The sequence below is a fragment of the Streptomyces sp. NPDC091416 genome (assembly GCF_044756845.1).
Classification (GTDB): domain Bacteria; phylum Actinomycetota; class Actinomycetes; order Streptomycetales; family Streptomycetaceae; genus Streptomyces.
On sequence record NZ_JBIVTU010000008.1, the window covers coordinates 177367 to 203003 of the forward strand.

Here is a 25637-nt window from a genome sequence, read left to right on the forward strand (position 1 = left end):
ACTGCGCCGGTGACGTTCGCTCGATCATCGACGCGTGGCGGAGCAGGACGGAAGGGCACCCGGTGGCGCATTCACGACGTGTCGTCAAACCGCCATCACCGGCGAGGCACTCGAAGCAGGGTGCCGACGGTCCCGGGAGCGAAGGGCTCTATGCGGACGGCGGGGGCCCGTCGGGCGACCGGGCGGCCGCCCACCGACGGGCGTCCTCGAGTGCCGTCGCAAGGGGGCCGAACAGTTCAGGAGCCGCCGGGACGATCCCGTTCTCACCGAGCCGGTCGGCGATTCCGGTCCGTTCCAGGAGGCGTACGAGCGAGGGGTCGACGCCGCACAGGATCAGACGGCCGCCCTGGTCGCCGAGGCCCTTCGCGTACCGGTCGAGGAGCTTGAGCATCGCGGAGGACGGCACGTCGGGGATCGTCCGTACGACGAGGATCAGCACCGCTCCCCGCGCGCCGTCCGTGGCCGGGAGCCGGCTCTCGATCCGGGGCAGTTCGGCGAAGAAGGACGAACCGGCGTAGTAGAGGACCGTGACTGTGCCGGGGGTGAGGGCGGGGGGCGGCTCGCCGGTCTCCCAACGGCCCCGGCCCTTGCGTACGAGCGCGAGGAGCTCGGCCTGGCGGGCGGACTGTGCGCAGTACAGCAGCAACGACAGTACGGCTCCGAGGACGATGGCCTGCTGGAGCGGGAGCTGGGTGGTGGCCAGGAAGGTCAGCACCATGGCTCCGGCCGACATCCATGACGTGCGCAGGACGAGCAGGATGTCGTGGCGCTTGCCCCAGATCAGCTCGCCGCCCACGACCAGGATCAGGCCGCCGATGACCGGCATGGGGATGCGCTCGGCGAGCGAGCCGCACAGCAGCACCACCAGGGCGAGGAAGACGCCGGAGACGATGCCGGCCCACCGGGTGCGGGCCCCCGCGGACACCGCGACACCCGTGCGGGACATCGAACCGCCCGAGGGCAGCGCCTGGAACAGTCCTCCGGCGAGGTTGGCGTAGCCCTGGGAGCGGAAGTCCCCGTTGATGTCGGAGCGCGAACCGTCGGGGTTGGGCATCGACGGCGCGATTCCGGCGGCCTGGGCGAGGCCGACGAGGGCGACCGAGACCGCGCCCCAAGCCAGGTCAGGGACGGCCGACAGGTCGGGCGCGGTGAAGGAGGGCAGGGCGCCGGGAATCGACGCGATGTCCTTCACCGTCTCGATGTCCGTGCCCAGCAGGCCCGCGCCCACGCTGACCGCGACCATCGCGATGAGCAGGGCGACCGGTTCCAGCCTTCTCACGGCACGGGCGAGGGCCCAGACGGCGATGGTGGCGAGCGCGGTGAGGGTGGCGGCGAGTTGCCAGTCGGCGATGTGCCACAGCCAGTCGCCGAGTTGGACGAGCCGGTTGTGTCCCTGCGGCTCGTAGCCGGTGGCGTCCTTCAGGACGCCGGTGATGATCTGGAGCGCGATGCCGGTGGAGAAGCCGGTCATGACGGCGTTGGAGACGAAGCTCATCACGGCCCCGAGCCGCAGCACTCCCATGAGCAGCATCACCGCACCGACCATGACCGTCAGCAGCGCGATGTTGCCTGCGTCCTTCGGGTCGAGCCCGGCGTCCGACAGCACACTCTGCGACGTCAGCGCGATCGCGCTGGTCAGCGTCGTGACCATGAGGACCGTGCGGGAGGTCAGCGAGCCGACGATCGCCGGCACCACACCCGCGTACAGACCTGCCACCGGGTTGAATCCGGCGATGGCCGCGTATGCCATGCCCTCCGGAATCGAGAAGAGCCCGGTCACCGCACCCGAGCTGACGTCGGAGGGCGTCGGTCTGCCCAGGCGCGCCCTGCGGAGCAGCGCCGTCCACCGTCCGGGCATCGGCCCGCCCCCTTTCCCGGATACAGAACCCGCCGCACATCACGGCACGGCGGGCTCACGAACGGCTGGGCGGGAGTCAGCCGGCGAAGACCTCGCGGAGCTTCGCCTCCTTCTCACCGTCCAGGTTCGACCGGATCAGCTCGGAGTGGCCGGTGGGGAAGGCGGCCCGGACGCGGTCGACCACGGCGTCCTGCGAGAGGAGGAAGAGCGCCGACGTACCGGGCGTGACCTTCGACTTGACCGAGTCGATGAAGTCGTCGTCGATACCGACATCGGCCATCTTCCCGCCGAGCGCGCCGGCGGCGGCACCGACGGCGGCACCGAGCAGCGGCATGAAGAAGATCAGGCCGAACAGCATGCCCCAGAAGGTGCCCGAGAGGGCTCCGAGACCGGCGAGGTTGCTCAGCTGCTTCGTCTTCGGCTTCGTCGCGTCCGCGGGCCAGCTGACCGTGGCCGCGTCGATCACCTTGATCAGCTCCTGCTTCTGCAACTCCAGGAGGGTGCTCTCGACGCCGGCGGCACCTTCGGGCGAGTCGAATTTCCAGACGGTCAGCGTGGCCATGAATCCTCCGCGGGGTGCGAGCAGACAAAGACGCCGCAAGGGCGCCGAACACCGACCATTCAAAACTGAACAGATGAACCACGCATCTCAGGGACAGGCGGCAATCCATGCCTGACCGCCCGTTCACTCGTTCGGCCCTCACCATGGCGCCGTGGCCGGAATTGCCCGTGAGGATCAGCACAACCTCGCAGCAACGGCCGTACGGAAGTGGATGGACAACCACATGACACAAGAAGACGATCATGGGTGACGCCATCGGTCAGATGCTGGCCTCCGCCGTCGGTATCGCCATCAGCCCCGTGCCGCTCATCGCGGTCATCCTCATGCTCGCCACTCCGAAGGGCCGGGCCAACGGCCTGGCGTTCACCGCCGGCTGGATCGTGTCGGTCGCGGCCGTGGTCACCGTGGTGGTCCTCGCCGGGTCGGGCGCCGACGCCTCCGGCGACGACGGGCCGGCCACCTGGACGCTCTGGCTCAAGCTCGCCCTCGGCGCGCTCTTCCTCCTGTTCGCCGCCAAGCAGTGGAAGGACAGGCCCCGCGAAGGGCACGACGCCGCCACACCGGGCTGGATGAAGGCCATCGACACCTTCAGCCCGGCCAAGGCTGCCGGCCTCGCCGTCGTCCTGGTGGTCGCCAACCCCAAGAACCTCGTTCTGGCGATCGGCGGCGCGGTCTCCATCGCGAGTTCCACCGCCGGCGCTGGGGGCAAGGCCGTCGCCGCCGTCCTCATGGTCCTGATCGCCTCGCTCTGCGCGCTGGTCCCGCTCGGCGTCTACCTCGCCGGCGGCGCCAAGGCCACGCGCGTGCTCGGGGGTTGGAAGGAATGGATGGCCCTTCACAACAGCGCGATCATGACCACCCTCCTGGTGGTTCTGGGCGTGAAGTACATCGGCGACGCCCTCAGCGGTCTCACCTCCTGACCCTCTCTCCCGAGGAGACCCCTTCATGAGCAGTACGGAAGCTTCGGCGGACCTGCCCAGACCGCGGACGGCCGCTGCCCGGCCGGCGACATCGGCCATGACCTGGGTGACGCTCGCCTTCATGACCACCGCGTCGGTGGCGAGTCTGCGGGCCGCGCCGACCATGGCCGTCTACGGCCTGGCCTGCGTCTTCCTCTACCTCCTGCCCGCGATCCTGTTCCTCCTGCCCACGGCGCTCGTCTCCGCCGAGCTCGCCTCGGGCTGGAGCGGCGGCGTCTACCGGTGGGTGAGCGAGGGACTGTCGAAACCGCTCGGATTCCTCGCCGTGTGGTGCCAGTTCGCGATGACGATCTTCTACTACCCGAGCCTGCTCGCGTTCGTCGCCTCGACCATCGCGTTCATCATCGACCCGGCGCTCGCCTCCAACGGCCCGTACACCGCCGTCGTCATCATGGTCCTGTACTGGACCGGCGTCTGGATCTCCTCGCGCGGCACCAAGGCACTCGCCGGACTGGCCAGTTGGGGCCTGATCATCGGCACGCTGATCCCCGGCACGGTGCTGGTGGTCCTCGGCATGGTCTTTCTCGGCGAGGGCAACGCCTCCGCCGCCCCGATGGACTCCGCGAACCTGCTCCCGCAGTGGACGGGCCTGGCCAGCCTGGTCCTGATCGTCAACAACTTCCTGTCGTACTCGGGCATGGAGATGAACGCCGTCCACGTCTCCTCGCTCAAGAACCCGGCCAAGGAGTACCCCAAGTCGATGTTCCTGGCCATGGGGTTGGTGCTGCTGATCTTCATCCTTCCCGCGCTCGCGATCAGCTGGGTCGTCCCCGCCGACCAGCTCAGCCTGACGGCGGGCGTCATGCAGGCGTTCGACGCGTTCTTCACCTTCTTCCACATCGGCTGGCTGACCCCGATCGCCGCCGTCGCCCTCGTGGCCGCTTCGCTCGGCGGCATGCTCACCTGGCTCGCGGGGCCGTCGAAGGGCCTTCTGGAGATCTCCCGCAGCGAGGGCTACCTCCCGCCTTTCCTGCAGAAGCTCAACAAGAACGGCATCCAGCAGAACATCCTCGTCACGCAGGGCGTCGTCACCACGGTCATCGCCCTCATGTACGCGCTGATCCCGAACGTCTCCGACGTGTACTGGATCTTCTCCACCATCACCACACAGGTCTACCTCATCGTGTACCTGCTGATGTTCGTGGCCGCGTTGCGGCTCCGGAAGCTGCAGCCCGACCACCCCCGCGGCTACCGGGCACCCGCCCTGGGCCTGTTGTGCGTCGTGGGCTGGCTGGCCTCCGCCGCCGCCCTGCTCATCGGGTTCGTGCCCCCCTCCCAGTTCGGCAACGGCAGCACCTGGGCGTATGTCGGCATCATCGGCGGCGGGCTGGTGATCCTCGGGCTGATCGTCCCGTGGGCCTTCCTCAAGCTGCGCAAACCCGGCTGGCAGACCACCGAGGCGGCCACGGCGGAGGGTGACGCGTCATGAGCCCCACCCGATTCGCCGCCGAACACAAGTGGATCTACTGGGGCGCGATCGCCCTGCTCCTCGCCCTGGCGGTCGTCGGCCTCCTCCGCTACGAGAACGTCTCGACCTCCAGCAAGTCCACCGCCAAGGCGAAGCAGCTCCAGGACAAACTGGTCGAAGCCGGCTATCCCTCCCCGGACACGGACACCGTCGAGCAGGTGCTCGGCACGGACGGAGGCCCGGTCTGCGAGAAGCCCGGGGGCGCGCTGGCCAAGGCCCTGTGGAAGATCCACCTCTCCAACGGCGCCACCGGCCCCGGCATGCGGCCCGTCATCGCCGACACCAAGGCCGTCGAGGTGGAGCGGATCGTCCTGTCGGTCTACTGCCCCGACAAGGTCGACGACTTCGACAAGGCCCTGGACAGCCTCAAGACCGACACGACCGTACGACGCTGAGGGAGCCCCCGTGACGGACACAGAACTCGCCGCCCGCATCGCCGCCCTGATGCCCCGTGCCCAGGACGACCTGGCGGAACTCGTCGCCATCCCCTCCGTCGCCGACCCCCGCCAGTACCCGGCCGAGGAGTGCCGCAGGGCCGCCCGGTGGGTCGCGGACGCCTTCACCGACGCCGGCCTCCAGGACGTACGTCTCGTGGAGACCCCCGACGGCAGCCAGGCGGTACTCGGCCACCGCCCGCCGCCGCCCGGAGCGCCGACCGTGCTCCTCTACTGCCATTACGACGTACAGCCCCCGCTCGACGACGCAGCCTGGCATACCCCGCCCTTCCGGCTGACCGAGCGCGACGGCCGCTGGTACGGCCGCGGCGCCGCCGACTGCAAGGGCAACATCGTCATGCACCTCACCGCCCTGCGCGCCCTCGGCGACGACCTCCCCGTCGGCATCAGGTTCGTCGCCGAGGGTTCCGAGGAGCAGGGCACGGGGGGCCTCGAACAGTACGTCGCCCGGCACCCCGAGGAGTTCCGGGCCGACACACTCCTGATCTGCGACACGGGCAACGCCACCGTCGGCACCGGTACCGCGACCGTCTCCCTGCGCGGGCTGGCGAACGTCGTCGTCACCGTGGAGACCCTCAAGGGCGAGATCCACTCCGGCATGTTCGGCGGCCCCGCCCCCGACGCCCTCGCCGCGCTCATCCAGACGCTCTCGACCCTGCGCGATCCCAAGAGCGGGGCCACCCGCATCGACGGCCTGGACTGCCGGGGCGTCTGGGACGGAGTCGGCTACGACGAGGAGCAGTTCCGCACCGACGCAGGTGTCCTCGACGAGGTCCGGCTCACGGGCACCGGCAGCGTCGCCGACCGCCTCTGGGCCAGGCCTGCGGTCACGGTCCTCGGCATCGACTGCCCGCCCGTCGTCGGCTCCTCCGCCTCCATCCCGCCCTCCGCCCGCGCCCGCGTCTCCCTGCGCGTCCCGCCGGGAACCGACGCCCGGACCGCCGTCGACGCGCTGACCGCCCACCTCCGTGCGGCGGCTCCCTGGGGTGCCGCGGTCACCGTCGAGACCGAGAGCACCGGGTCCGCCTTCCACGCGGCCACCGACGGCCCCGCGTACGCGACCCTCGACCGGGCCATGACCGAGGTCTACGGCACGCCGATGGCGTACCTGGGGCAGGGCGGCTCCATCCCGCTGTGCAACGTCCTCGCCGAACAGTTCCCGCACGCCGAGATCATCCTCATGGGCGTCGAGGAACCGCAGTGCCTCATCCACGCCCCCAACGAGAGCGTCGACCCGGCCGAGATCGAGCACATGGCCCACGTCGAGGCCCTCTTCCTCCGTCATTACGGAGTCGCCCGGGACCGGTGACCGCGGCTGACTACCCGTCGTGGGTCTGCCGGGGGCCGGTGTACTGCGCGTCGGTGACCGGTTCGGCCCATGTGGTCTCGGGAGTGCCGTCGGCGGTGGCCTCCCACAGGGCGATGTGTTCCATGAAGCGGTCGGGGACGGCGCCGTGCCAGTGCTCCTCGCCGGGCGGGCAGCTGACGGTCCGGCCGGGGCCGGCTTCGAGGACGGTGCCGTCACGGGTGCCGATCAGAGCGGTGCCGGAGACGATGTGGAGCGTCTGGCCCACGGCGTGGGAGTGCCAGTTGGTGCGGGCGCCGGGTGCGAAGCGCACCAGGTTGGCACGCATCCGGGAAGGTTCCTGTCCCGCGACGATGACGTCCCACCAGACGTCGCCGGTGAACCATGCGGACGGTGCCTTGCTGGTGGGCTGCTGCGTGACGAACTCCATGGGGGGCCTTTCGGTACCGGGGTTGCGGTGGTGGCCGGGCGGGAGACTCCTTCCCGGCCGCGGAGCGGGGAGAAGGGTGCGGGTCAGGGCTTGAGGAGGGCCTTGACGGCGCGGCGTTCGTCCATGGCCCGGTAGCCCTCGGCGACCTGGTCGAGGGGCAGGGTGAGGTCGAAGACCTTGCCCGGGTCGATCCGGCCCGACACCACGCGTTCGATGAGGTCGGGCAGGTAGCGGCGGACGGGCGCGGGGCCGCCGCGCAGGCCGACGTGGGAGAAGAAGAGTTCCTGGCCGTCGATCGCGACCTCGTGGGGGACGCCGACGAAACCGACGTTGCCGCCGGGGCGTGCGGTGTGCAGGGCCTGCCGCATGGCCTGCGCCGTGCCGACGCACTCCAGCACGCTGTCGGCGCCGATGCCGTCGGTGAGGTCCTTGATCCGGGCGATGCCTTCGTCGCCGCGCTCGGTGACGATGTCGGTGGCACCGAACTCGCGGGCGAGCTTCTGGCGGGAGGCGTGGCGGGACATGACGATGATGCGCTCCGCACCCCTCTCCCTGGCCGCGATCACCGCGCAGAGGCCGACCGCGCCGTCACCGACCACCACGGCGGTCGAACCGGGCCGGACCTCGGCGGCGTCGGCGGCCCACCAGCCGGTGCCCATGACGTCGGAGACGGCGAGCAGCCCGGGCCACAGCTCCTCGGCCGGAATCCCGTCGGTGGCGACCAGGGTGCCCTGGGCGTTGGGGATGCGTACGTAGTCTGCCTGGCAGGTGGACATGAACGCGCGGTGCAGGCAGTTCGACTGGAAACCGTTGCGGCAGTTCGCGCAGGTGTTGTCCGAGGTGGCGAACGAGCCGACGACGAACTGCCCCGGCTTGACGGACGTGACCTCGCTGCCGACCTCCTCGACGAAGCCGACGTACTCGTGCCCCATCGGGTGCGGGTCACCGATCGGCTCCAGACCGCGGTAGGGCCACAGGTCGGAGCCGCACACACAGGAGACGGCCGTACGGATGACGGCGTCGGTGGGGTGGAGAATCTTCGGGTCGTCCAGCGTCTCGAAGCGGACATCGCCGGGGGCGTGGATCACTGCGCCGCGCATGAGGGGGTTCCTTACGTACTGGGGGTGGGGCCGTTTCGGACGGCCCGCGTGCTGCCCGGGCCGGAACGTGCCGTACGGCACGGGCCCGGGGCCCTCGCTTCCTCTGCCGCCGGGCGGCGGGAAGGAGTGCCACGTCATCCAGGTAACCGCCATTCACCGCGGGCAGCCAGTCACCGTCGATGGGTGTACCAGCAGTACATCCCTCACGATGCGCGCACGACGTACCGTCGAGGGGTGGACAACAGCCAGGAGGTCCGCGAGTTCCTCACCTCGCGGCGCGCCAAGATCACCCCCGACCAGGCAGGACTGGTCTCCGGCAGCAGACGCCGCGTCCCGGGCCTGCGCCGCAGCGAAGTCGCCGCACTCGCCGACATGAGCGTCGAGTACTACGCCAAGCTCGAACGCGGCAACCTCGCGGGCGTCTCCCCGGCCGTCCTCGAAGCCGTCGCCCGCGCGCTGCGGCTCGACGAGGCCGAGCGCGCCCACCTGCTCCACCTGGCCCAGGCCGCCGACGGCTCGGATGCCCTCACCCGCCCCCGCAGGCGGCGCGCCAAGGGCCAGTGGACCCCGCACCCGAGCCTGCAGTGGACGCTGGACGCGATCACCGCCGGGCCTGCCTTCGTCCGCAACGGCCGCATGGACGTCCTCGCCGTGAACGCGCTCGGCCGTGCGTTCTACGACGATGTGTACGCCACGCCCCGCAATCAGGCGAACCTCGCCCGGTTCACCTTCCTTGATCCCGCCGCGCGCCGCTTCTACCCCGACTGGGAGCTCGCCGCCGACGTCACCGTCGCCATCCTGCGCACCGAGGCCGGCCGCAATCCCCACGACAAGGACCTGCACGACCTGGTCGGCGAACTGTCCACCCGCTGCGACGAGTTCCGCACGCGATGGGGCGCCCACAACGTCCGCCACCACGGCACCGGGACCAAGAACTTCCACCACACCGCCGTCGGCGATCTCACCCTCGCCTTCGAAGGGCTGGAGATGGCGGCGGAACCCGGCCTGACGCTGACGGTCTACACCGCCGAACCCGGCTCCGCCTCCGAGGAGGGCCTGCGCCTCCTCGCCTCCTGGGCCGCCACCCGGGCGGCCGGCGATGCCGCCCGGCAGACGTCCCGCTGACCCCCGTCAGGACGGGCGGAGCCGGATCAGGGCCGGCAGCCGGTCGACGGCCACGGTCAGAACCGGCACCACCGGGATGTGCGTCAGCAGCCGACCGGTGAGGAGCCGACGACCACGTCGTCGAACCACAGGGTGTCGTCGCCGGTTCCGTAACTCTCCCAGCCCAGCCTCAGCTCGGCAGGGTCCGGCGGAGTGGTCCGCGAGAGCCACTGCTGGTCGATGTCCTGCGTCGGCACGCCGTCGGCGTGCAGCCCCGGCACCTGTTCGTCGTTGAGCCAGGTGTCGAGCTCCGGCGCCGTGGTGTCGACCGCGAATCGCAGACATTGCCAGCTGTCCGTCGGCAGAGGCCTGCTCAGCCCCACCCCGACGGGGCTCTGCGCCGGCAGCGTGGCGTCGTCGCTCTCCCGGTTCCACTGCAGGGCACCGTTCTGCCCGCCGATCCGCAACGCCTTGCCGCCCTGGGAACCGTCCGGCATCGACACGAACGTGACGTGCGCGGCCGGGAGCGCGGTGGTGTGCCTCACCCACATGCGGATGTGCAGCACCGGGCCCACCGACGACAGGTCGGCCGCGGCAGCCACGAAGGCGTGGTTGCAGTAGCCGGCCCGCCCGTCCAGCCGCAGCGATCTCGTGCCGCTGTGCGCGACCTCCGTGTCGACGGCGGCCGTGCCGGTGCCCTGGCAGTCGGGGGCGGTGAACCGCCAGTTCCCGGCGGGGGCCGGGCCGGTCTGGTCCTCGAAGTCCTCACAGACGGCGGCATCGCCGCACTCCGCCGAAGGCGGTGTGGTGGGCGGTGGTGTCGTGGGAGGTGGCGTGGTCGGCGGTGAGGTGCCGTCACCACCGCAGGACACCCCGTTGAGCGCGAAATCGGTGGGGGCCGGGCCCGCCGACTGCCAGGTCCCCTGCAGACCGAAGTCGACTGTCCCCCCGTCGGCCACCGCTCCGTTCCAGTCCGTGTTGACGGCGGTCACCACGTGACCGGTCTGCGTGACGGTCGCGTTCCACGCGGAGGTGACCTGCCGGTCGCCGGCGTACGTCCACGTCAGCCGCCAGCCGCTGAGCGCGGACCCCGTATGGACGATGCGCACCTGGGCGGAGTAACCGCCCGTCCACTCGTTGACGGTGTAGTCGACCCGGCATCCGGACGCCAGGTCCGAACCGCTGGCGGGCACCACGACGAAGACGGAGAACACCAGCGCGAGAGCGGCCACGACCGCCGTCCAGGGTCTGCGCAGTAATCGCGGGAGAAGATTCGGCATGTGCGCCTCCTCGGGGTGGGGAACCGTAGGACAGTGCGACAGCAGCGCATGGGAGCGCTCCCATTCATCACAGCGACATGACGGCGTACTGTCAATACGGCGGTCGCCCCCGGCATCCCGGACACCGGGGGCCGCGCGTCAGGTCCCGTAGGAGATGCGCACGTCCTTGAAGCCCAGGGAGTGCAGGAGACCCTCCAGCATGGTGGTGGTGTTGGCCTCGGCCCTCGCGGTCAGCCCGCTGTCCTTGGCCGCGTCGCCGATGTGCGAGACCGCGAGCTTCTGCACGGCGTGTTCGCTGTTGGGGTTGTCCGAGAACACGTCTCCGAGGCGGTCCAGCAGCCCGCGCTGCTTGGAGACCGCGTAGGAGTGGTCGGCGTCCAGGGCGGGCTTGCCGAGCCGCGCGTGCGGGAGCCGCAGGGTGGCAGCGGTGCGGTCCTCGTTCACCGTCACGCCGTTCCCGCCGATGTTGCCGAGGTCGACGTACGCCTCCACCGTGCCCGCACCCACATAGAGCGTGCGGGAGCCGCGTACGGCGTCCGGCAGGTACTTGGCGTCCTTCTCGAGGTCGACGACCACCTGGAAGTTTCCGGAGGCCGCGTCGAAACGGCTCAGGTCCCTGATGGACTTGAGGACAGCGGGGCCCGAGCGGTCGGTCGTCTCGGTTCCGAACAGATCCTTGATGCCCGGCAGTACGGCCAGCCTGATCCCGGCGAACAGCACCGCCAGCACCAGCACCAGGGCAGTCACCACCTTCACCCAAACGGGCAGGCGTCCGAGAGAAGTCGTCATCCGATGGCCCTCCTTTCCTGTACTTCGAATGCCCCCGGAAACCCTTACGAGACAGGCGAGTTGAGAAACACACCAAGAAGCGGGCGGATGCGGTGCCGCACGACGGCCGGTGCGGACGTGTCCGGGCACCGGCCGACAGGCCGCGCGCGGGCCGGGCAGGCAGGCGCGCGCGGGCAGCTCAGGAGGACGGCATCGGCTCGGTCCCGTCCCCGGGCCCACGGCCGAACGAGGTCAAGCGGTCCCGCGGGCGTGATGGACCGAGCCAATCCGGGGAACCCTCTCTCGCGTCGCCTCGCGCCCCCGACGAAAGGAACTGGCCATGTCCGCCCGACCGACCACGCTCGATGCCGGCACCGACCTGCCTCAGATCTTCGAACTCGCGCAGCAGCTCCGTGTGGACTCGGTGCGCTCCAGCACGTCCGCCGGATCCGGGCACCCCACCTCCAGCCTCTCGGCCGCGGACCTGATGGCCGTGCTGATCACCCGCCATCTGCACTACGACTGGTCCGCACCGGACCATCCCGCCGGCGACCACCTCATCTTCTCCAAGGGGCACGCCTCGCCTCTCCTCTACGCCATGTTCAAGGCAGCCGGAGTCATCAGTGACGAGGAGCTGATGACCACGTACCGCCGGTTCGGCCACCGTCTCCAGGGCCACCCCACCCCGGTTCTGCCCTGGGTCGACGTGGCCACCGGTTCCCTCGGCCAGGGCATCGCCTACGGCGTCGGCATCGCGCTGGCGGGCCGTGACCTGGAGAAGCAGCCCTACCGGGTGTGGGTGCTCTGCGGAGACAGCGAGATGAGCGAAGGCTCCGTCTGGGAGGCGCTCGACAAGGCGGGCCGCCACCAGCTGGCCAACTTCACCGCGATCATCGACGTCAACAGGCTCGGTCAGAGCGGGCCCACCGAGCTCCAGTGGGACACGGCCGCGTACGCGCGGCGTGCCGAGGCGTTCGGCTGCCGTGCCCTCGTGGTCGACGGCCATGACCTCGAAGAGGTCGACCGGGCTCTGACCACGGCCGCCGACGGGCAGGCGCCCACCGTCATCGTCGCCAGGACCGTCAAGGGCCGGGGCGTCGAGGAGGTCGCCGACCAGGAGAACTGGCACGGCAAACCGCTGCCCGAGGATCTGGCCGAACGCGCGGTCGCGGAACTGGGCGGAGTCCGCGACCTGCGGGTACGCGGCCCCCGGCCCCCCGAGGCCAAGGCTGCCGCGGCCCCCGCGGCGGGTCCGGTCGAGCTGCCTCGCTACGACGTCGGGGACGACGTCGCCACCCGGGTCGCCTTCGGCAAGGCACTGGCCGCTCTCGGCGCCCGCCCCGAGGTCGTCGCCCTGGACGCCGAGGTCGGCAACTCGACGCACGCCGAGGACTTCCGGAAGGCCCATCCGGAGCGGTACTTCCAGGTCTACATCGCCGAACAGCAGATGATCGCCACCGCTGTCGGGATGGCCGTCCGCGGCTACCGCCCGTACGCCACCACGTTCGCCGCCTTCCTCACCCGGGCACACGACTTCATCCGGATGGCCGCCGTCTCCGGGATCACCATGGCCCTGTGCGGAACCCACAGCGGGGTGGAGATCGGCGCCGACGGCCCCTCCCAGATGGGCGTCGAGGACCTCGCGATGATGCGCGCGATCCTCGGGTCCACCGTCCTGTATCCGTCCGACGCGACCTCGGCCGCCGCCCTGACGGCCGCCATGGCGGACATCGAAGGCATCTCGTACCTGCGCACCACGCGAGGCGCGTACCCGGTGCTGTACGGCGAGGACGAGACCTTCGCGCCGGGCGGGTCGAAGACCCTGCGCGGGGGCGGTGACGACGACCAGGTCACCCTGATCGGCGCCGGTGTCACCCTGCACGAGTGTCTGGCCGCCGCCGAGGAGCTCGCCGCCGACGGGATCGCGGCCCGCGTCATCGATCTGTACTCGGTCAAGCCGCTCGACGCCGACGCCCTGGCCCGAGCCGCCTCGCACACCGGCGCCCTGGTCGTCGCCGAGGACCACCATCCCGAAGGCGGCATCGGCGAAGCGGTCCTCTCGGCTCTGGCTTCATCAGGCAGCCACCCCGGCTTCGCCCACCTTGCCGTCACGAGCCTGCCGGGGTCGGGCACACCCGGCGAACTCCTCGACGCGGCCGGCATCTCCCGCTCCCATATCGCCGATGCCGCCCGCGCCCTGGTCAAGCGCCGCTGACGCGGAGCGGGAGGCCGGGCCTCCCCGGCTCCTTCCGCCCGGCGCCCGAAGGCGGGGACGGCTGCTGCGCTGTCAGTGGGCTGCAGTACTGTTCCCGCCATCGCACGCCGACTCGAAGGACCAAGAGAATTGACCGGCCTGTCCGCCTTCCCGCTGCCCTTTCAAGCCTCCCGATCCCTGCCGTTCGCAACACCCCGGACGCTGCGGGAACTTCAGATGATGCGGTGCAGCTCGCACCTTCGGGCGAAGCCGCGATGGTTCGACAAGATGACCGATGCCGACATCGTCGGCAGGTGGACGCGGGAAGCGGTCGCCCAAGGGCTCACCGAGGCACAGATCGGCTATGTACTGGCCGAACTCGCGCACTACGCGGCCCTGCGGGACGGCCGGACCGGCATCGAGGTGTCCGCCGTCGACGGGGTGTGGCAGTCGGACACACTGATCGACGACAAGCTCGGAGCACGGCTGCGCGAGGCGGTCCGGGTTCTGGAACAGGTCCCCGAAGCCGACCGGGACTGGCATCCCGGATCCGGCGGCCAGGTCCTGGACCTGGTCCATCCCTCGCTGTTCTGTCTGGTCAGAGAGGTGAGCGGCGCGCCCGGCCGGGCTTGGCCGAACCCGACGAATCGCTATGCGAAGTACGAGTTCTCGGACACGTTCCAGTGGCTGCCCACGGACGTCGACGTCAGTGCGGACGGCGAGGTCGCGTTCCGTTCGTACGTCAACAACGTCCACCCCGAGACTCATCACGAACTCGCCGCCGTCCTGCCGGACTTGTTCGCGCGCGTCCGGCCTCTGTTCGAGAGGGTGCTCACCGACCTGCGTCATCCGCGGCCTCTGCGGATCGAGGCCGATCCCTATGGCTGGTACGACTCGGAGCCGGAGTATCCGGACGAGTCCTCCTACAGTGACGACGCCGCCCACGCGGAAGCCGTCGACGCGTGGGAGGAGGCCGTGGAGGACTGGTGGGAGAGCCGGCGCCCGGTCGTTCCGGACGCCCCGGCCTTCGTCGCGCCCGAGTTGCCCGATGAGTCCGCCCGGGTCGACCTGCGCGGCCGCCGTCTCCAGGTCATCGTCAAACTCGCCACCATTCACCTCACCCCGGACAAGCCCGAGTACGCCGGCGGTTCCTGGCATGTCGAGGGGATGCTGAACGAGCGGATCGTGTCGACCGGCATCTACTACTGGGACAGCGAGAACATCACCGAAAGCCGGCTGAGCTTCCGGACGGCGCTCGACGACCCGCGCTACGAGCAGAACGACGACAACGGTCTGCGGGAGGTCTACGGCCTGGAGAACGAGGACGCGCTCAACCAGACGCTGGGATCGGCATCGACACCGGCGGGCCGCTGCCTGGCGTTCCCGAACATCCTTCAGCACCGCGTCGGATCGTTCCGCCTCACGGACCCCACGCGCGCGGGACACCGCAAGATCCTCGCGTTCTTCCTGGTCGACCCGTCGGAAAGGATCGTCTCGACCTCCGATGTGCCACCGCAGCAACCATGGTCCGCTACCACCACCATGACGCTCGATCAGGCCCGGGGCTTTCGCGAACAGCTCATGCGAGAACGCAAGTTCTTCGTCGACGAGCACAACGAGCAGCTCTACGAACGGGAATTCTCCCTCTGCGAGCACTGAATCCCACCGTGCCGCCCGGGGCGGCCGATGGTCACGGCGCCCCGGAAACGGTCCGGGGACAGGGTCGACATCGTGTCGAGCGAGGCGTCGGGGACCGGCAGCAGGTGGGCATCGACCCAGGTGTCCCCCGTTGCCGCGTTGGCCCACGGATCCTCGATCACGACAGCCCCGGGTACGACCCCGTGGCAGAGCACCCAGTGCGGCACGTCGAACCCCTGCATGTCGGCCAGCGAGAGCAGGAGCAGCACGTGCTCACGCCGGCCGATCGCGTCCCGGACCGCCGTCATGGAGAGGTGGCCGGGGTCGACCGGGACCCCGGTCCGCTCGGCGTCCGTACGTGACGCGCGCTGGAGCAGGGCACGCCATTCCTGTTCCTTCTCCGGGAGGTGGTCGAGCAGGACGGGCCGTTCCGTGTCGAGGTGGACCTGGACGGGGGACGACGGCCAGGCCCGGCGTACGGCGACCCCCAGTCCCACCGGCTCGCAAGCGAGGAAGTTGTTCGCGTCGCGCCACAGCGTCAGTTCCGCCTGACGGTCGAGGGCTTCGCGCGGCAGTGTCCCCGCGTGCGCCTGCGCGACCAGGGCGGTGACGGCACCACACGTGAAGTGCGTGCTCTGCCCGTAGTACGGAGGCGGCTCGGCGACCACGCCGTCGCTCAGCCAGCGGACGTATCCGGAATCGGGTCCGGCCGCACCCTCCGGCTGTGCGAGCGGAGGCCCCAAGGGTGCGAAGCCCGCGGCAGCGGCGTCCTCGGGGCCGGCCGTCCAGCCTTCCCACTTGACCTGCGCGAGCCCTCGCCGGCGTGCGTGGTCGACGACTGCCGCGACGGCTGCCCGCACATCGCCGACGGCATCGACGATCTTCAGATAGGCCGTGTTCGGGCGTGCCGTCACCAGCGCGGCAGCGCTCCACCCCGCACCGTCGTCACTCGGTACGGCGACGAGGTGAGGGGCGTGGGCCGAGCGGTCGGCCGTCTGCCAGCGCTCCGGCACCCGGCGGCCCCCGAGCCTCCTCGCCAGGGCCGGCGACTCATCGGGCACGAACGGGACGACGACGCTCTTCACGGACGTTTCCTGTGGGGACGGCATTCGGGTGCTCCTGGCGGGACGGCGGGGGGAAGGAAGGGGGCGGATGGGCGTTCGCCCGCGGGTACGTGGCGTTCACCCGCGGATACGTGGCCGGGGGGACCCGGCCGCCGCCCGGTGTCATGCGCGGGACTGCCGGAGCACCCACACGAAGTACGGGGCACCGACCAGGGCGATCATGAGGCCCGCCGGTACCTGGGACGGGGCGACGACGGTGCGGCCGAGGGCGTCGGCCACACAGACCAGCAGCCCGCCGAGCAGCATCGCGACCGGGATCGACCGCCCGTGCCGGGCGCCCACCAGCGACCGGGCCAGGTGCGGGGCGACGAGTCCCACGAAGCCGACGACGCCGACGGCGGCCACGCTGAGTGCCGCGAGCACCGCGGCGATCGCCAGGGCCGCGAAACGCACGCGTACCGGCCTGATGCCGACGATGCGCGGGGTGTCCTCGTCGACGGCGAGCAGATCCAGCCGGTTGCGCAGGGCGAGCAGCACGGGGAGTGCGAGCGCCAGGGCCACCGCGACCGGTACGACGTCGGGGAACGTGCGCCCGTAGGTCGTACCGGAGAGCCAGGTGAAGATCCGGGGCGTGTTCCACGGGTCGGCACGCAGCAGGAGGAAGGTGGTGACGGAGCTGAGGCCGTACCCGCAGCCGATGCCGATCAGCACGAACCGGTCGGGCAGGAAGCCGCCGCGCCAGGACAGCAGGGCGATCAGCCCGAACGTGGCGAGCCCCGTCACGACGGCCGCCACGATGAGCAGCGGACGGCCGCCGGACAGCCCGGACGTGACAATGACCACGGCGCCCAGTCCGGCGCCCGCCGTGATGCCCAGCACGCCCGGTTCCGCCAGCGGATTGCGGACCACGCCCTGTACGACGCAGCCGGCCAGTCCGAGTGCCGCACCGGCGAGGATCGCGGCGACCACGCGCGGGACGCGGTCGTCGAGCGCCTGTCCGATCAGGTCGGGTGCGGTGCCCTGGATCCAGAGCACGACGTCCCCCGTCCGCAGCCAGAGGCTTCCGGCCAGGACCGCCACGGCGGCCGCCACGACCAGGAGTCCCGCCGAGCCGGAGACGACGAGGAGGAACGCGCGGCGCGACCGTGCGACGACCCGGGCGTGCGGTGGCTGCCGGAGCCGGCCCGTGTCACGCAGCCGCAGCGCGAGAACCACGATCACGACGGAACCGAGCAGCGCGGTCGGCACACCGGTGGGAATGGAGGCGGCCCCGTCCGCGCCCTGCACCGCGCGCAGGGTCGCGTCCGCGAGCAGGATGAGCAGCGCGCCGAGCAGCCCGGCCGCGGGCACCAGGTAGAGGTGGCGGCGCAGCGCGCGGACCCGTCCCGCGATGAGCCGGGCGAAGACGGGGGCGCCGAGGCCGACGAAGGCGATGGGGCCCGCGAGTGTCACCGCCGTGCCGGTCAGGACCACGGCGCAGATCACGGCGGTCACGCGCGTCGCCCGGATGGGCACGCCGAGGGTGGACGCGGCGTCGTCGCCGAGGTTCATCACGTCGAGCCGCCGGGACAGTGCCAGGGCGACGCACAGCACCACGACCACGACCGGGAGGGCGCGCACGGACGCGTCGATGTTCATCTGCGCGAGCGAACCGCTCCCCCAGGCGAAGAGACCGGTGGTGTTCTCCTTGAACAGGATGAGGACCATCGCGGTCGCCGAGTCCAGGGCCATCGCTATCGCCGACCCGGCGAGGATGAGGCGGGTACCGGAGGTGCCCGCCGCCCGGCCCGCGAGGAGCAGCACGAGTGCCGCGGCGGCCAGGCCGCCGGCGAAGGCGACGGCGCCCGATGCCCAGAGGGGGACGGTGAGCCCGAGGGCGGCGACGAGCGAGAGCGTGAAGTAGGACCCGGCCGTGACCGCGAGGGTGTCCGGGGAGGCCAGTGTGTTCTGCGTGACGGACTGCAGCAGCGTGCCGGCCGATCCGAGGGCGAAACCCACCGCGACGCCCGCGAGCAGGCGCGGCAGGCGCGAGCCGATGAGGATGTCGCCGACCGGCGCTCCGCCGGTGTTCTCCTGTTCCCCGGTGAAGTACCTCACCAGGTCGCCGACGCCGACCCCTGACGTTCCCTGCGTCAGGTGCCACATGCCCACCAGGACGGTCAGGACGAACAGGGCTGTCAGGACGGCCGCCCCGGCGGGACCGCTGCCGCGCTCGGCGCGTGGCAGCGCTTCCCTCCGGGACACCGATGTCTGTGAGATGGTCACGTGCTCACTTCTTGTCGAGTACGTCGACGTAGGCGTCGATCGCCTGCTCGCAGGAGAGCGGGCCGCCGGCGCCCCACACACCCGACGGGAAGGCGTGCGCGCGGCCTTCCTTCACGGCCGGGATGGTCTTCCAGAGCGGGTTCTTCTCCAGCGCGGCGACGTACCCGCCGGCCCCTTCGTCATTGGCGTAGAAGAAGTTGGCGTCGCCCACCGCGGTGAGTCCCTCGACGTCGGTCTGCGCGAGACCGTAGGAGGGGTCGACGCCTCCGTCACCGTGGGCCTTGTTGACGTCGTCGGTCCACACGGGGTTCATGCCGAGCTCTTCACCGATCTGGGTGAACAGGGCGCCCTTGCCGTAGGGGCGGACGGTGAGGTTGCCTCCCTCCAGCCATCCGTCGAAGAACAGGAAGTCGTTGGTCGGCAGCTCGGCGTCGGTGACCTGCTTCTTCGCCGTCGCGAGGTGCGCGTCGAACTCCTTGAGCACCTGGTCCGCCCGCTCGGTGCGCCCCGTCGCCTTGCCGATCATGCTGAACACGTTCTTCATGTTCCCGATCGGGTCCTTCGGGTCCGCCCCCAGCGTGGCCATCACGGGGACACCTCGCTTCTCCAGCTTCGCGAGGGTCTCGTCGTCGGCCTTGAACGCCTCCACGACGATGAGGTCGGGCTTCGCCGCGTAGAGGGTGTCGAGGTCGGGCTCCTCACGGGTGCCGATGTCGGTCACCCCGCCGGGCAGCTTCTCCGCGCTGACCCAGGTGCTGTATCCCTTGGCGTCGGAGACCGCGGTGGGGGTCACGCAGAGCGTCAGCGCGTCCTCCACCTGCTGCCACTCCAGGACGGCGATCCGCTTGGCGGGCTTGTCCAGCTTCACCTGCCGGCCGACACCGTCCGTGAAGGAGACCGGCTCGGTCGAGGTGGACGTGGTGTCCTCGGCGCAGCTCGCCGACGCGGGCGCCGCGCCGGCGCTGCTGCCGGCGGCCTCGGTCCTGTCGACGGACGTCGTGCCGCAGGCCGTTGCGGCGAGGACGATGAGCCCGGTGGAGGCTGACGCCGCGAGGCGATGGGTGCGGTTCATGAAATGGTCCTCTTTCTTACGATGAGTTGTGGCGGCGGACGATGTGCCGCCGCGGCCGAGGCGGGGGCGGGGTGCTGTCCGACCGCCTCGGGCGGGGATTTCGGGCAGGGGGTGTCGCCGGGCCGGCGCATGCGGACGGAGCCCGGCGGTTCAGAGCGGACGGAACGGTTCCGGTGTCTTCGGGCGGGACGGACGGTCCCGGTGGATTCGGGCGGTAGGGGCCGGGGCCCGGTTTCCTCAGACGGGATGGCGTCCGATCGGATCGATACGGAGGCGGCCCGTGCGGGGGTCGGTACCGACCTCGACAGGGATGTCGTAGACCTCGCCGATGTTCTGCGCGGTGAGGACATCGGCGGGTGCTCCCACCGCGTGTACGCGGCCGGAGCGCATCAGGACCAGCGTGTCCGCGACGCGTGACGCGTGGTCGAGGTCGTGCAGCACGATGCCGACGGCGATGCCGTGCTTCTCGACGAGGTCGCGCACGAGATCGAGGGTCTCGATCTGGTAGCGCAGGTCCAGATGGTTGGTCGGTTCGTCGAGCAGTACGACGCCGGTGTCCTGGGCCAGGCAGGCCGCGAGCCAGACGCGCTGCATCTCACCGCCGGAGAGTTCCCCGACCGGCCGGCCGGCCATGTCCCGTACGCCGGTGACACCCATGGCGCGGTCCACGGCGACCCGGTCCTGCGCCGTGAGTCCGGCGAAGCCGCGCCGGTACGGGTGGCGCCCGAAGGCCACGACCTCCGTGACCGTCAGCCCTTGGGGCGCGGGCCTCGACTGGGAGAACAGCGTGACCTCGCGGGCGAACCGGCGGGCGCTGAGCAGTGCGGCGTCGCACTCGTCCGCCCCGCCGGGGACACCGAGCGTCATCCGGCCGCCGTCCACCCGGTGCAGCCGTGAGAGCGCGCGCAGCACCGTGGACTTCCCGCTGCCGTTGGGTCCCACCAGTGCCGTCGCACGGCCCGGTTCCAGGGCGATCGAGACGCCGTGCACGACCGTCCGGCCGCCGTAGCTCAGCACCAGGTCGTGCCCGTTGAGCGCGGCCGCCTGGGTGCCGGGGTCGGCCGCGGGGGCGGCCTGCCGGAAGGGGCTTGTGAACATGGATGCGTCCGGAGATTCGAAGGGGCGAGGACTGCGGCACCCTCCGTCCGGTCTTCACGAGCCGGACAGCCAACTCTTCCGCGTTCGGGCAGCGCCCTTCACGGCAAGCACCAACTAAGGGTTACCTAACTCCGAGAAGGTTATATTCCGCTTGCCATGTCGACAACCAGGCGTTCTGGACATGCGATACGGGATTCCGGACATTCACGCGGGCCCGCCGGCCACTGCGGAGAAGGCGCCGGGCGTGGTTCCCATGACCCGGCGGAACGCGGCGATGAAGGAGCTGGGCTGCGCGTATCCCAGCGTCTCGGACACCGTCATCACATCGAAACCCTCGGAGAGGAGCATCAGGGCCCGATGGACCCGCAGCATCTGCCGCCACTGGGCGAAGGAGAGGCCTGTCGCCCGGCGGAACGCACGGGTGACCGTGCGTTCGCTGGTCTCCAGCAGCCGCGCCCACTCCTCCAGTGAGCGGCTGTCGGCAGGATCGTCCAGCAGGGCTTCGGCTATCGCGTCGATCCGGGGATCGCCCGGGAGCTGCAGGGCGAACTGGCGCTCCGACGGCCGGATCACGTCGAACACCACCGACTCGGCCCGCGCCCTGGCCGATGGGTCGAGATCCGTACGGGACAGATGGGCCAGCAGCGACTCGAGCAGAGGCGTCATCTCGATCGCCTTCGGCTCCCCGAACGCGAACGGCGTGCGGTCGGGTGCGAAAAGGGCGTCGTGGAACGCCGCGCCCGCCGTCGCCCGGCCACTGTGGACCACTCCCGCGGGCATCCACAGCCCGTTGCCCTCGAACACGGTGAAGATGCGGTCCCCCACCTGGGACGTCAGCGTTCCGCCCCGCACCCAGACGAGCTCGTGCAGCGGATGCGCGTGCGGTGCCCACTCCGTGGGAACGGGCGGAATCCGGAACCCGGCGCTGATGGCGAAGGGGCCCTCGCCCTGTTCCGGAGGCGGCGGTGCCGGGGCTCTGTGCACCACAGTGCCCGCCTCGCGCCGCCACATCGCGGGCATCACTTCACCGCAGGACGACCGGACCATACGGCGGATTCTATCCGCGGCCCGTGTTCCCCCGAGCGGCCGGTGGGCACGGCCGTCAGGGCGCCGCGCACCCGGGCAGGCACCCGCACGCCCTCACCGGCGGTGGACACTGACGGCATAGCCGCCGCCGTCGTACGGGTCGGCGTCCCAGGTGGCGAACCGGTCGACGAGTGCGAGGCCGGCCGCGGCGCAGCAGTCGTCGTAGTCCGTCAGTGTGAGGCCGGGCGGCACCGGCAGATGGGCCGCGTCCAGGCCGAAGCCGGCAACCAGCAGGCCGCCCGGACGCAGTGCCGCGGACAGGCGCTCGACCACCGCGGCCTCCGTACCGGGGGCGAGCAGCGGGAAGATGTTGCCCGCGGCGACGACGAGGTCGAAGCCCCCCGCGACACCGAGTGAGTCCGGCTCGAACTCGGCCAGATCGCCCTCGAACCAGGGCAGGTCGGGAGCCTGCTTCCGCGCCACGGCCAGCATCGACGCGTCAAGGTCCACCCCGACGCAGTCGTAGCCCAGTTCCGCGAGCCGGATCATGACGCGTCCGGTACCGCACCCGGCGTCCAGCACCCGCGCTCCGGCGGGCACGAGAGCCGCACAGAACCGGGCCTCACCGTGCACGTTCTTGCCGCTACGGGCCAGGGCCGCGAATCGTGCGGCGTAGTCCTCCCCGGACGCTTTCCCAGCAAACTCGGACCAACGGCTCATGGGCCAACTATAGGTCGGCCGTCCGGCCGCCCGGAGTTCAGCCAGACCGTCCGGGGCTCCGCCGGAGCCCTGGTGCGTGGGGTGGCGGCCGGGCAGGCTACTTTGCTCGGATGAGTCTCCTTGATGATGTGGCCGAGCGCGACGGCTGGCGATGCTGGGTGTGTGACGAAGCCGTCGATCCCGACGAGTCGGTGAACGACCCGCGGGGGCCCAGCGTCGACAGCCGGACCGCCGACCGGAAGGCCAAGGTCGCCGAACGGCTCGCGCACCGCGGTTGCAACACCCGCAAGGGCGCGGTCAAGGTGGTCATCGCCTGGCCCGACCGCCTGTACGTGGTCGAACCCGCGCCGCTGATCACCGTCGCGGGGAGGCTGGAGCGCAAGGGGGGCCGCGAGATGGTGGGCCGTTGTCCGACCAGGCAGGACGCCCAGGAGGCGGCGGACTGGCTGGTCGACCGGTTCTCCCGGCTCGTACCGGGCCTGCCGGTGACCGCCGGCATCGAGCCGGGCGGCGGCCAGTTCCTCGTCACCCTGACCGCAGGCCGCCGCTGACCGGGGGTCACCGGCGCACCCGCGCGCGTCACACCGGACCGTCGGCCGCGCCGGTCCGTCCGGACGGCTCATGTGTCCGACCGCTGTTCGGCTTCCCTCGTCGGCCGCCCGGGTTCGGCCCGGGGTGATTCCATCGGGAAGTGGACCGGGCTGAGCAGGTACTGAGCCCGGGGCCCAGGACGCGCCGGAGCCGGCCCGATTGGCCCCCGCCTCAGGAGCCGGATGCCGGCGCTCGCGGGCCGGGTGCGCAGCCGGCTGCTTCCCGGCCGGAACAGATGGCCGTTCCACCGCGAGAACACGTGCCGGCTTCGCCCCGAACGGAACCACGCACCGCAGCGCCGGCGTCTGCCGCACAACAAGCGCTTGCCACTGAGCGCTTGCCACAGAGCGGAGCACGAACCTCGTGAAACGGAACAGGAAAGCCGTATCGGTTGGAGCCGGCGGTGTGGGTTGCCTGATCTCCGCATTCGGCGCAGCCGCCGCGCCACTGGCATGGGCGCCACGGGTCTCGGACAGTGTCCACGGCGGTTTCGAGGGCCAGGACCGTGATCTGAGCGTGCTCCTCGTCGGCCTTCCGCTCGTCGCGCTCGGCGGCGCCCTGGTCCCTCTGCTCGCCTGGATGCTGACGACACGCTGGACGGGCCGCCCCTGGGCCGCGGCGCTCGCGGCATCGGCCTCGCTCGTACTCGGAATATGGGGACTACTGGAGTACTGGACTCCGCAGCAGTCCCCGGGGGCGGCTGCGACATGAGCGTCCGGTACCCCGGCTCGCGCTCGTATCCGGTGTGCCCACGTTCCGGGGTTCGTCGGGAGCGCCGGCCCCGGACCGGAGGCTTCGGCGGTCCGGCTGCCGCGCGGCGGCCTCAGTGGGCCGCCCCCTCCCAACCCTCGCCGCAGGGGCCGCCGTCGGCGCTCTCGTCGATGCGGACGTCTTGGCCGTCCACGTCGACGAGCGGCTGGTAGAAGCGGGCGATCTCCGAACCGGTCCGGGGGACGTAGTGGAAGATGAGCGACCTGCGGAAGCGGTCGCGCGTCGTGTTGGGAAGTGATCCGTGCACCAGGCTGCCGTGGAAGAACAGCACGTCACCGGGGCGGAGTTCGCTCTGTACGACGGCCAGCCCGGCAGGCGGCCGCACCAGTCCCGTACTGAAGGACTCCGCCCGGTCGGCGGCCTCCGGACAGGCGATGTCCATGGTGTGGCTGCCCGGGACCACCTTGAGGGCGCCGTTCGCCTCGTCGCAGCGGTCCACGGCGATCCACGCGGCAAGGCAGGTCTCCGGGTGGGCACGGAGGAAGTAGTTGTCCTGGTGCATGGCCTGCCCCCTCGCCTGCGGGGGCTTGAAGTAGAACATCGACTGGGCACCGTACGCGGGGCCGATCAGCGCCGTGACCACGTCGAGCAGCCGGCGGTCGGTCATCAGGCGGCGGGCGGCGCGGCCCACATCGAGGTCGGTACGCCGGTGAGGCTGTATGAACCGCGGGTAGCGGGCCAGGACGTCGTCCGGAGCGACTTCGTCGGACGCTCCGAGATCCGCGTGGCCGCGTTCGACCTGTGCCATGAACACATCGCGCAGAGCCTGCGTCTCGCAGTCCGTGAGCAGGCCGTCGACCTGGACCACGCCGTCACGCTCGTAGCGGTCGCGGAGCGCGGCGGTGTCGTCCCGCGCAAGGGACAATGCACTTGTTGTCATGGCTCCATCGTCATGCCGGTCGCTCCGTACGGGCATGGAGCAATCGGCCGCTTCCATGGAGGATCCTGCTGTGCCGGCTCAGCGCGCGCCCGATGCCCTCCGCTCCCCCACCGAGCCGGCCGACCCCGTGGTCACGGGTCGCCTGGACGGTCAGGACCTCTCCTACCGCACCGTCCGGCCGGGCGGCACCGCGGACTGGCTGGTGCTGGTCACGGTGGAAGGGTGCGGGCAGCTGTGTCTGCCGGGCCGGCCGGACGTACTCGTCGCACCCGGCCAGGTGGCGGTCATCGAGCCGCGAACCCCGCACGACTACGGCACGGACCGGGACAGCGGCCGGTGGTCGCTGCGCTGGGCCCACATCCTGCCGCGTCCCGAGTGGCTCCTGCTGCTCGACTGGCCGTCGCCGGCGGCCGGCATCCGCCGGATCGACGTCGACGCGACCGTGCACGCCCGCATCGTCCGGGCGCTCGACCGGGCCACCGCGGCGCGCCACGGCGGGCTGCGGCGCGAAAGGATGTTCGCGATGAACGCCGTCGAAGAGGCTCTGCTGTGGTGCGACACGGCCAACCCGCGGGAGAGGGTCATGGATCCCCGTCTGCGCGCGGTCCTCGAACACGTCGGCCACCACCTCGACGAGCCGCACACGGTCGCTTCCCTGGCCCGGGTCGGCGGTGTGTCGTCCTCGCGCCTCGCCCACCTCGCCTCGGCCCAGCTCGGTACGAGCCTGATCGCGTACGTGGATCACCGGCGCATGGAGCGGGCCCGGCACCTGCTGCGGTACACCGATCTGCCGATCGCCCACGTCGCGGGTCAGGTCGGCTTCGCCGATCCGCTCCACTTCTCCCGCCGCTTCCGCGCGCTCACCGCGATGTCGCCGTCCCGGTTCCGTTCCAGCTGGGGCGTTCCGTAGAACACCGCCGCGTTCGTTCGCCGTTGCCGGTGACAAAGCCGTCGGTCCGCCGGTGTGCGCCATGGGCGTGGCACCTTCGGCAGGAGGCGCGGCGGCG

At 71.0% G+C, this 25637-nt stretch carries 21 protein-coding genes and 1 pseudogene; 9 read left to right on the top strand and 13 right to left on the bottom strand.

Going from position 1 to position 25637, the window contains the following annotated elements; translation table 11 throughout:
* Positions 1 to 148 precede the first annotated feature (148 nt).
* The gene (locus ACIQMX_RS24090) at positions 149 to 1858 is read right to left on the bottom strand and encodes a SulP family inorganic anion transporter (RefSeq protein WP_363073647.1); all 1710 of its coding nucleotides are present in this window, start codon (positions 1856 to 1858) and stop codon (positions 149 to 151) included.
* 76 nt (positions 1859 to 1934) lie between these two features.
* On the bottom strand, positions 1935 to 2420 hold the full coding sequence (locus ACIQMX_RS24095; protein ID WP_363073645.1) for a DUF1269 domain-containing protein: 486 nt from the start codon (positions 2418 to 2420) through the stop codon (positions 1935 to 1937).
* Between the two features lie 242 nt (positions 2421 to 2662).
* Here ACIQMX_RS24095 and ACIQMX_RS24100 point away from each other — a divergent pair, with 242 nt between their 5' ends.
* The 4 genes from ACIQMX_RS24100 to ACIQMX_RS24115 are packed head-to-tail and all read left to right on the top strand — an operon-like array spanning position 2663 to position 6632.
* The gene (locus ACIQMX_RS24100) at positions 2663 to 3340 is read left to right on the top strand and encodes a GAP family protein (RefSeq protein ID WP_363073643.1); all 678 of its coding nucleotides are present in this window, start codon (positions 2663 to 2665) and stop codon (positions 3338 to 3340) included.
* 25 nt (positions 3341 to 3365) lie between these two features.
* On the top strand, positions 3366 to 4829 hold the full coding sequence (locus ACIQMX_RS24105) for an APC family permease (RefSeq protein ID WP_363073641.1): 1464 nt from the start codon (positions 3366 to 3368) through the stop codon (positions 4827 to 4829).
* Positions 4826 to 5263: a hypothetical protein gene (locus ACIQMX_RS24110; protein ID WP_402480966.1), complete on the top strand. Its 438-nt coding sequence runs from the start codon at positions 4826 to 4828 to the stop codon at positions 5261 to 5263. The genes ACIQMX_RS24105 and ACIQMX_RS24110 overlap by 4 nt, the downstream gene beginning before the upstream one ends.
* A gap of 10 nt (positions 5264 to 5273) precedes the next feature.
* The gene (locus ACIQMX_RS24115) at positions 5274 to 6632 is read left to right on the top strand and encodes a dipeptidase (RefSeq protein WP_402480968.1); all 1359 of its coding nucleotides are present in this window, start codon (positions 5274 to 5276) and stop codon (positions 6630 to 6632) included.
* Between the two features lie 10 nt (positions 6633 to 6642).
* Here the strand turns inward: ACIQMX_RS24115 and ACIQMX_RS24120 are convergent, their stop codons facing one another.
* The gene (locus ACIQMX_RS24120; protein WP_402480970.1) at positions 6643 to 7059 is read right to left on the bottom strand and encodes a cupin domain-containing protein; all 417 of its coding nucleotides are present in this window, start codon (positions 7057 to 7059) and stop codon (positions 6643 to 6645) included.
* A gap of 83 nt (positions 7060 to 7142) precedes the next feature.
* Positions 7143 to 8159 (bottom strand): zinc-dependent alcohol dehydrogenase family protein, encoded by a 1017-nt coding sequence (locus ACIQMX_RS24125; RefSeq protein ID WP_363073634.1) that lies wholly within the window; start codon positions 8157 to 8159, stop codon positions 7143 to 7145.
* A 234-nt stretch (positions 8160 to 8393) separates the two neighbouring features.
* Here ACIQMX_RS24125 and ACIQMX_RS24130 point away from each other — a divergent pair, with 234 nt between their 5' ends.
* Positions 8394 to 9284 carry a helix-turn-helix transcriptional regulator gene (locus ACIQMX_RS24130; protein ID WP_363073632.1) on the top strand — a complete coding sequence of 297 codons (891 nt, stop codon included), beginning with the start codon at positions 8394 to 8396 and terminating at the stop codon, positions 9282 to 9284.
* An 83-nt stretch (positions 9285 to 9367) separates the two neighbouring features.
* Here ACIQMX_RS24130 and ACIQMX_RS24135 read toward each other — a convergent pair whose 3' ends face one another.
* The gene (locus ACIQMX_RS24135) at positions 9368 to 10543 is read right to left on the bottom strand and encodes a cellulose-binding domain-containing protein (RefSeq protein WP_363073630.1); all 1176 of its coding nucleotides are present in this window, start codon (positions 10541 to 10543) and stop codon (positions 9368 to 9370) included.
* A 138-nt stretch (positions 10544 to 10681) separates the two neighbouring features.
* On the bottom strand, positions 10682 to 11332 hold the full coding sequence (locus tag ACIQMX_RS24140) for a DUF4230 domain-containing protein (protein ID WP_363073628.1): 651 nt from the start codon (positions 11330 to 11332) through the stop codon (positions 10682 to 10684).
* 319 nt (positions 11333 to 11651) lie between these two features.
* Between ACIQMX_RS24140 and ACIQMX_RS24145 the strand changes: the two genes are divergently transcribed.
* Together ACIQMX_RS24145 and ACIQMX_RS24150 are read left to right on the top strand one after the other, a co-directional pair.
* Entirely contained in the window at positions 11652 to 13526 is a 1875-nt protein-coding gene (locus tag ACIQMX_RS24145; RefSeq protein ID WP_363073626.1) for a transketolase, read from the top strand.
* 129 nt (positions 13527 to 13655) lie between these two features.
* Complete coding sequence (locus ACIQMX_RS24150; protein ID WP_363073624.1) at positions 13656 to 15164, top strand: DUF4246 domain-containing protein; 1509 nt, start codon at positions 13656 to 13658, stop codon at positions 15162 to 15164.
* Here the strand turns inward: ACIQMX_RS24150 and ACIQMX_RS24155 are convergent.
* The 6 genes and pseudogenes from ACIQMX_RS24155 to ACIQMX_RS24180 all read right to left on the bottom strand — a co-directional run bounded on the left by ACIQMX_RS24155 (position 15131) and on the right by ACIQMX_RS24180 (position 22388).
* Complete coding sequence (locus ACIQMX_RS24155) at positions 15131 to 16252, bottom strand: peptidase C39 family protein (RefSeq protein ID WP_363073622.1); 1122 nt, start codon at positions 16250 to 16252, stop codon at positions 15131 to 15133. The genes ACIQMX_RS24150 and ACIQMX_RS24155 overlap by 34 nt on opposite strands.
* A gap of 117 nt (positions 16253 to 16369) precedes the next feature.
* On the bottom strand, positions 16370 to 18466 hold the full coding sequence (locus ACIQMX_RS24160) for an iron ABC transporter permease (protein WP_402481410.1): 2097 nt from the start codon (positions 18464 to 18466) through the stop codon (positions 16370 to 16372).
* Between the two features lie 10 nt (positions 18467 to 18476).
* Positions 18477 to 19544 (bottom strand): iron-siderophore ABC transporter substrate-binding protein, encoded by a 1068-nt coding sequence (locus ACIQMX_RS24165; protein ID WP_363073618.1) that lies wholly within the window; start codon positions 19542 to 19544, stop codon positions 18477 to 18479.
* 237 nt (positions 19545 to 19781) lie between these two features.
* Positions 19782 to 20642: an ABC transporter ATP-binding protein gene (locus tag ACIQMX_RS24170; protein WP_402480977.1), complete on the bottom strand. Its 861-nt coding sequence runs from the start codon at positions 20640 to 20642 to the stop codon at positions 19782 to 19784.
* A gap of 121 nt (positions 20643 to 20763) precedes the next feature.
* Positions 20764 to 21689: pseudogene (locus ACIQMX_RS24175) on the bottom strand (helix-turn-helix domain-containing protein).
* A 93-nt stretch (positions 21690 to 21782) separates the two neighbouring features.
* Positions 21783 to 22388: a class I SAM-dependent methyltransferase gene (locus ACIQMX_RS24180; RefSeq protein WP_363073614.1), complete on the bottom strand. Its 606-nt coding sequence runs from the start codon at positions 22386 to 22388 to the stop codon at positions 21783 to 21785.
* Positions 22389 to 22498: 110 nt separating this feature from the next.
* Here ACIQMX_RS24180 and ACIQMX_RS24185 point away from each other — a divergent pair, with 110 nt between their 5' ends.
* Complete coding sequence (locus tag ACIQMX_RS24185) at positions 22499 to 22939, top strand: hypothetical protein (protein WP_363073612.1); 441 nt, start codon at positions 22499 to 22501, stop codon at positions 22937 to 22939.
* Positions 22940 to 23802: 863 nt separating this feature from the next.
* Here ACIQMX_RS24185 and ACIQMX_RS24190 read toward each other — a convergent pair.
* On the bottom strand, positions 23803 to 24630 hold the full coding sequence (locus tag ACIQMX_RS24190; protein ID WP_402480981.1) for a phytanoyl-CoA dioxygenase family protein: 828 nt from the start codon (positions 24628 to 24630) through the stop codon (positions 23803 to 23805).
* Between the two features lie 70 nt (positions 24631 to 24700).
* Between ACIQMX_RS24190 and ACIQMX_RS24195 the strand changes: the two genes are divergently transcribed.
* On the top strand, positions 24701 to 25540 hold the full coding sequence (locus ACIQMX_RS24195; protein ID WP_402480982.1) for a helix-turn-helix domain-containing protein: 840 nt from the start codon (positions 24701 to 24703) through the stop codon (positions 25538 to 25540).
* Positions 25541 to 25637: the final 97 nt, after the last annotated feature.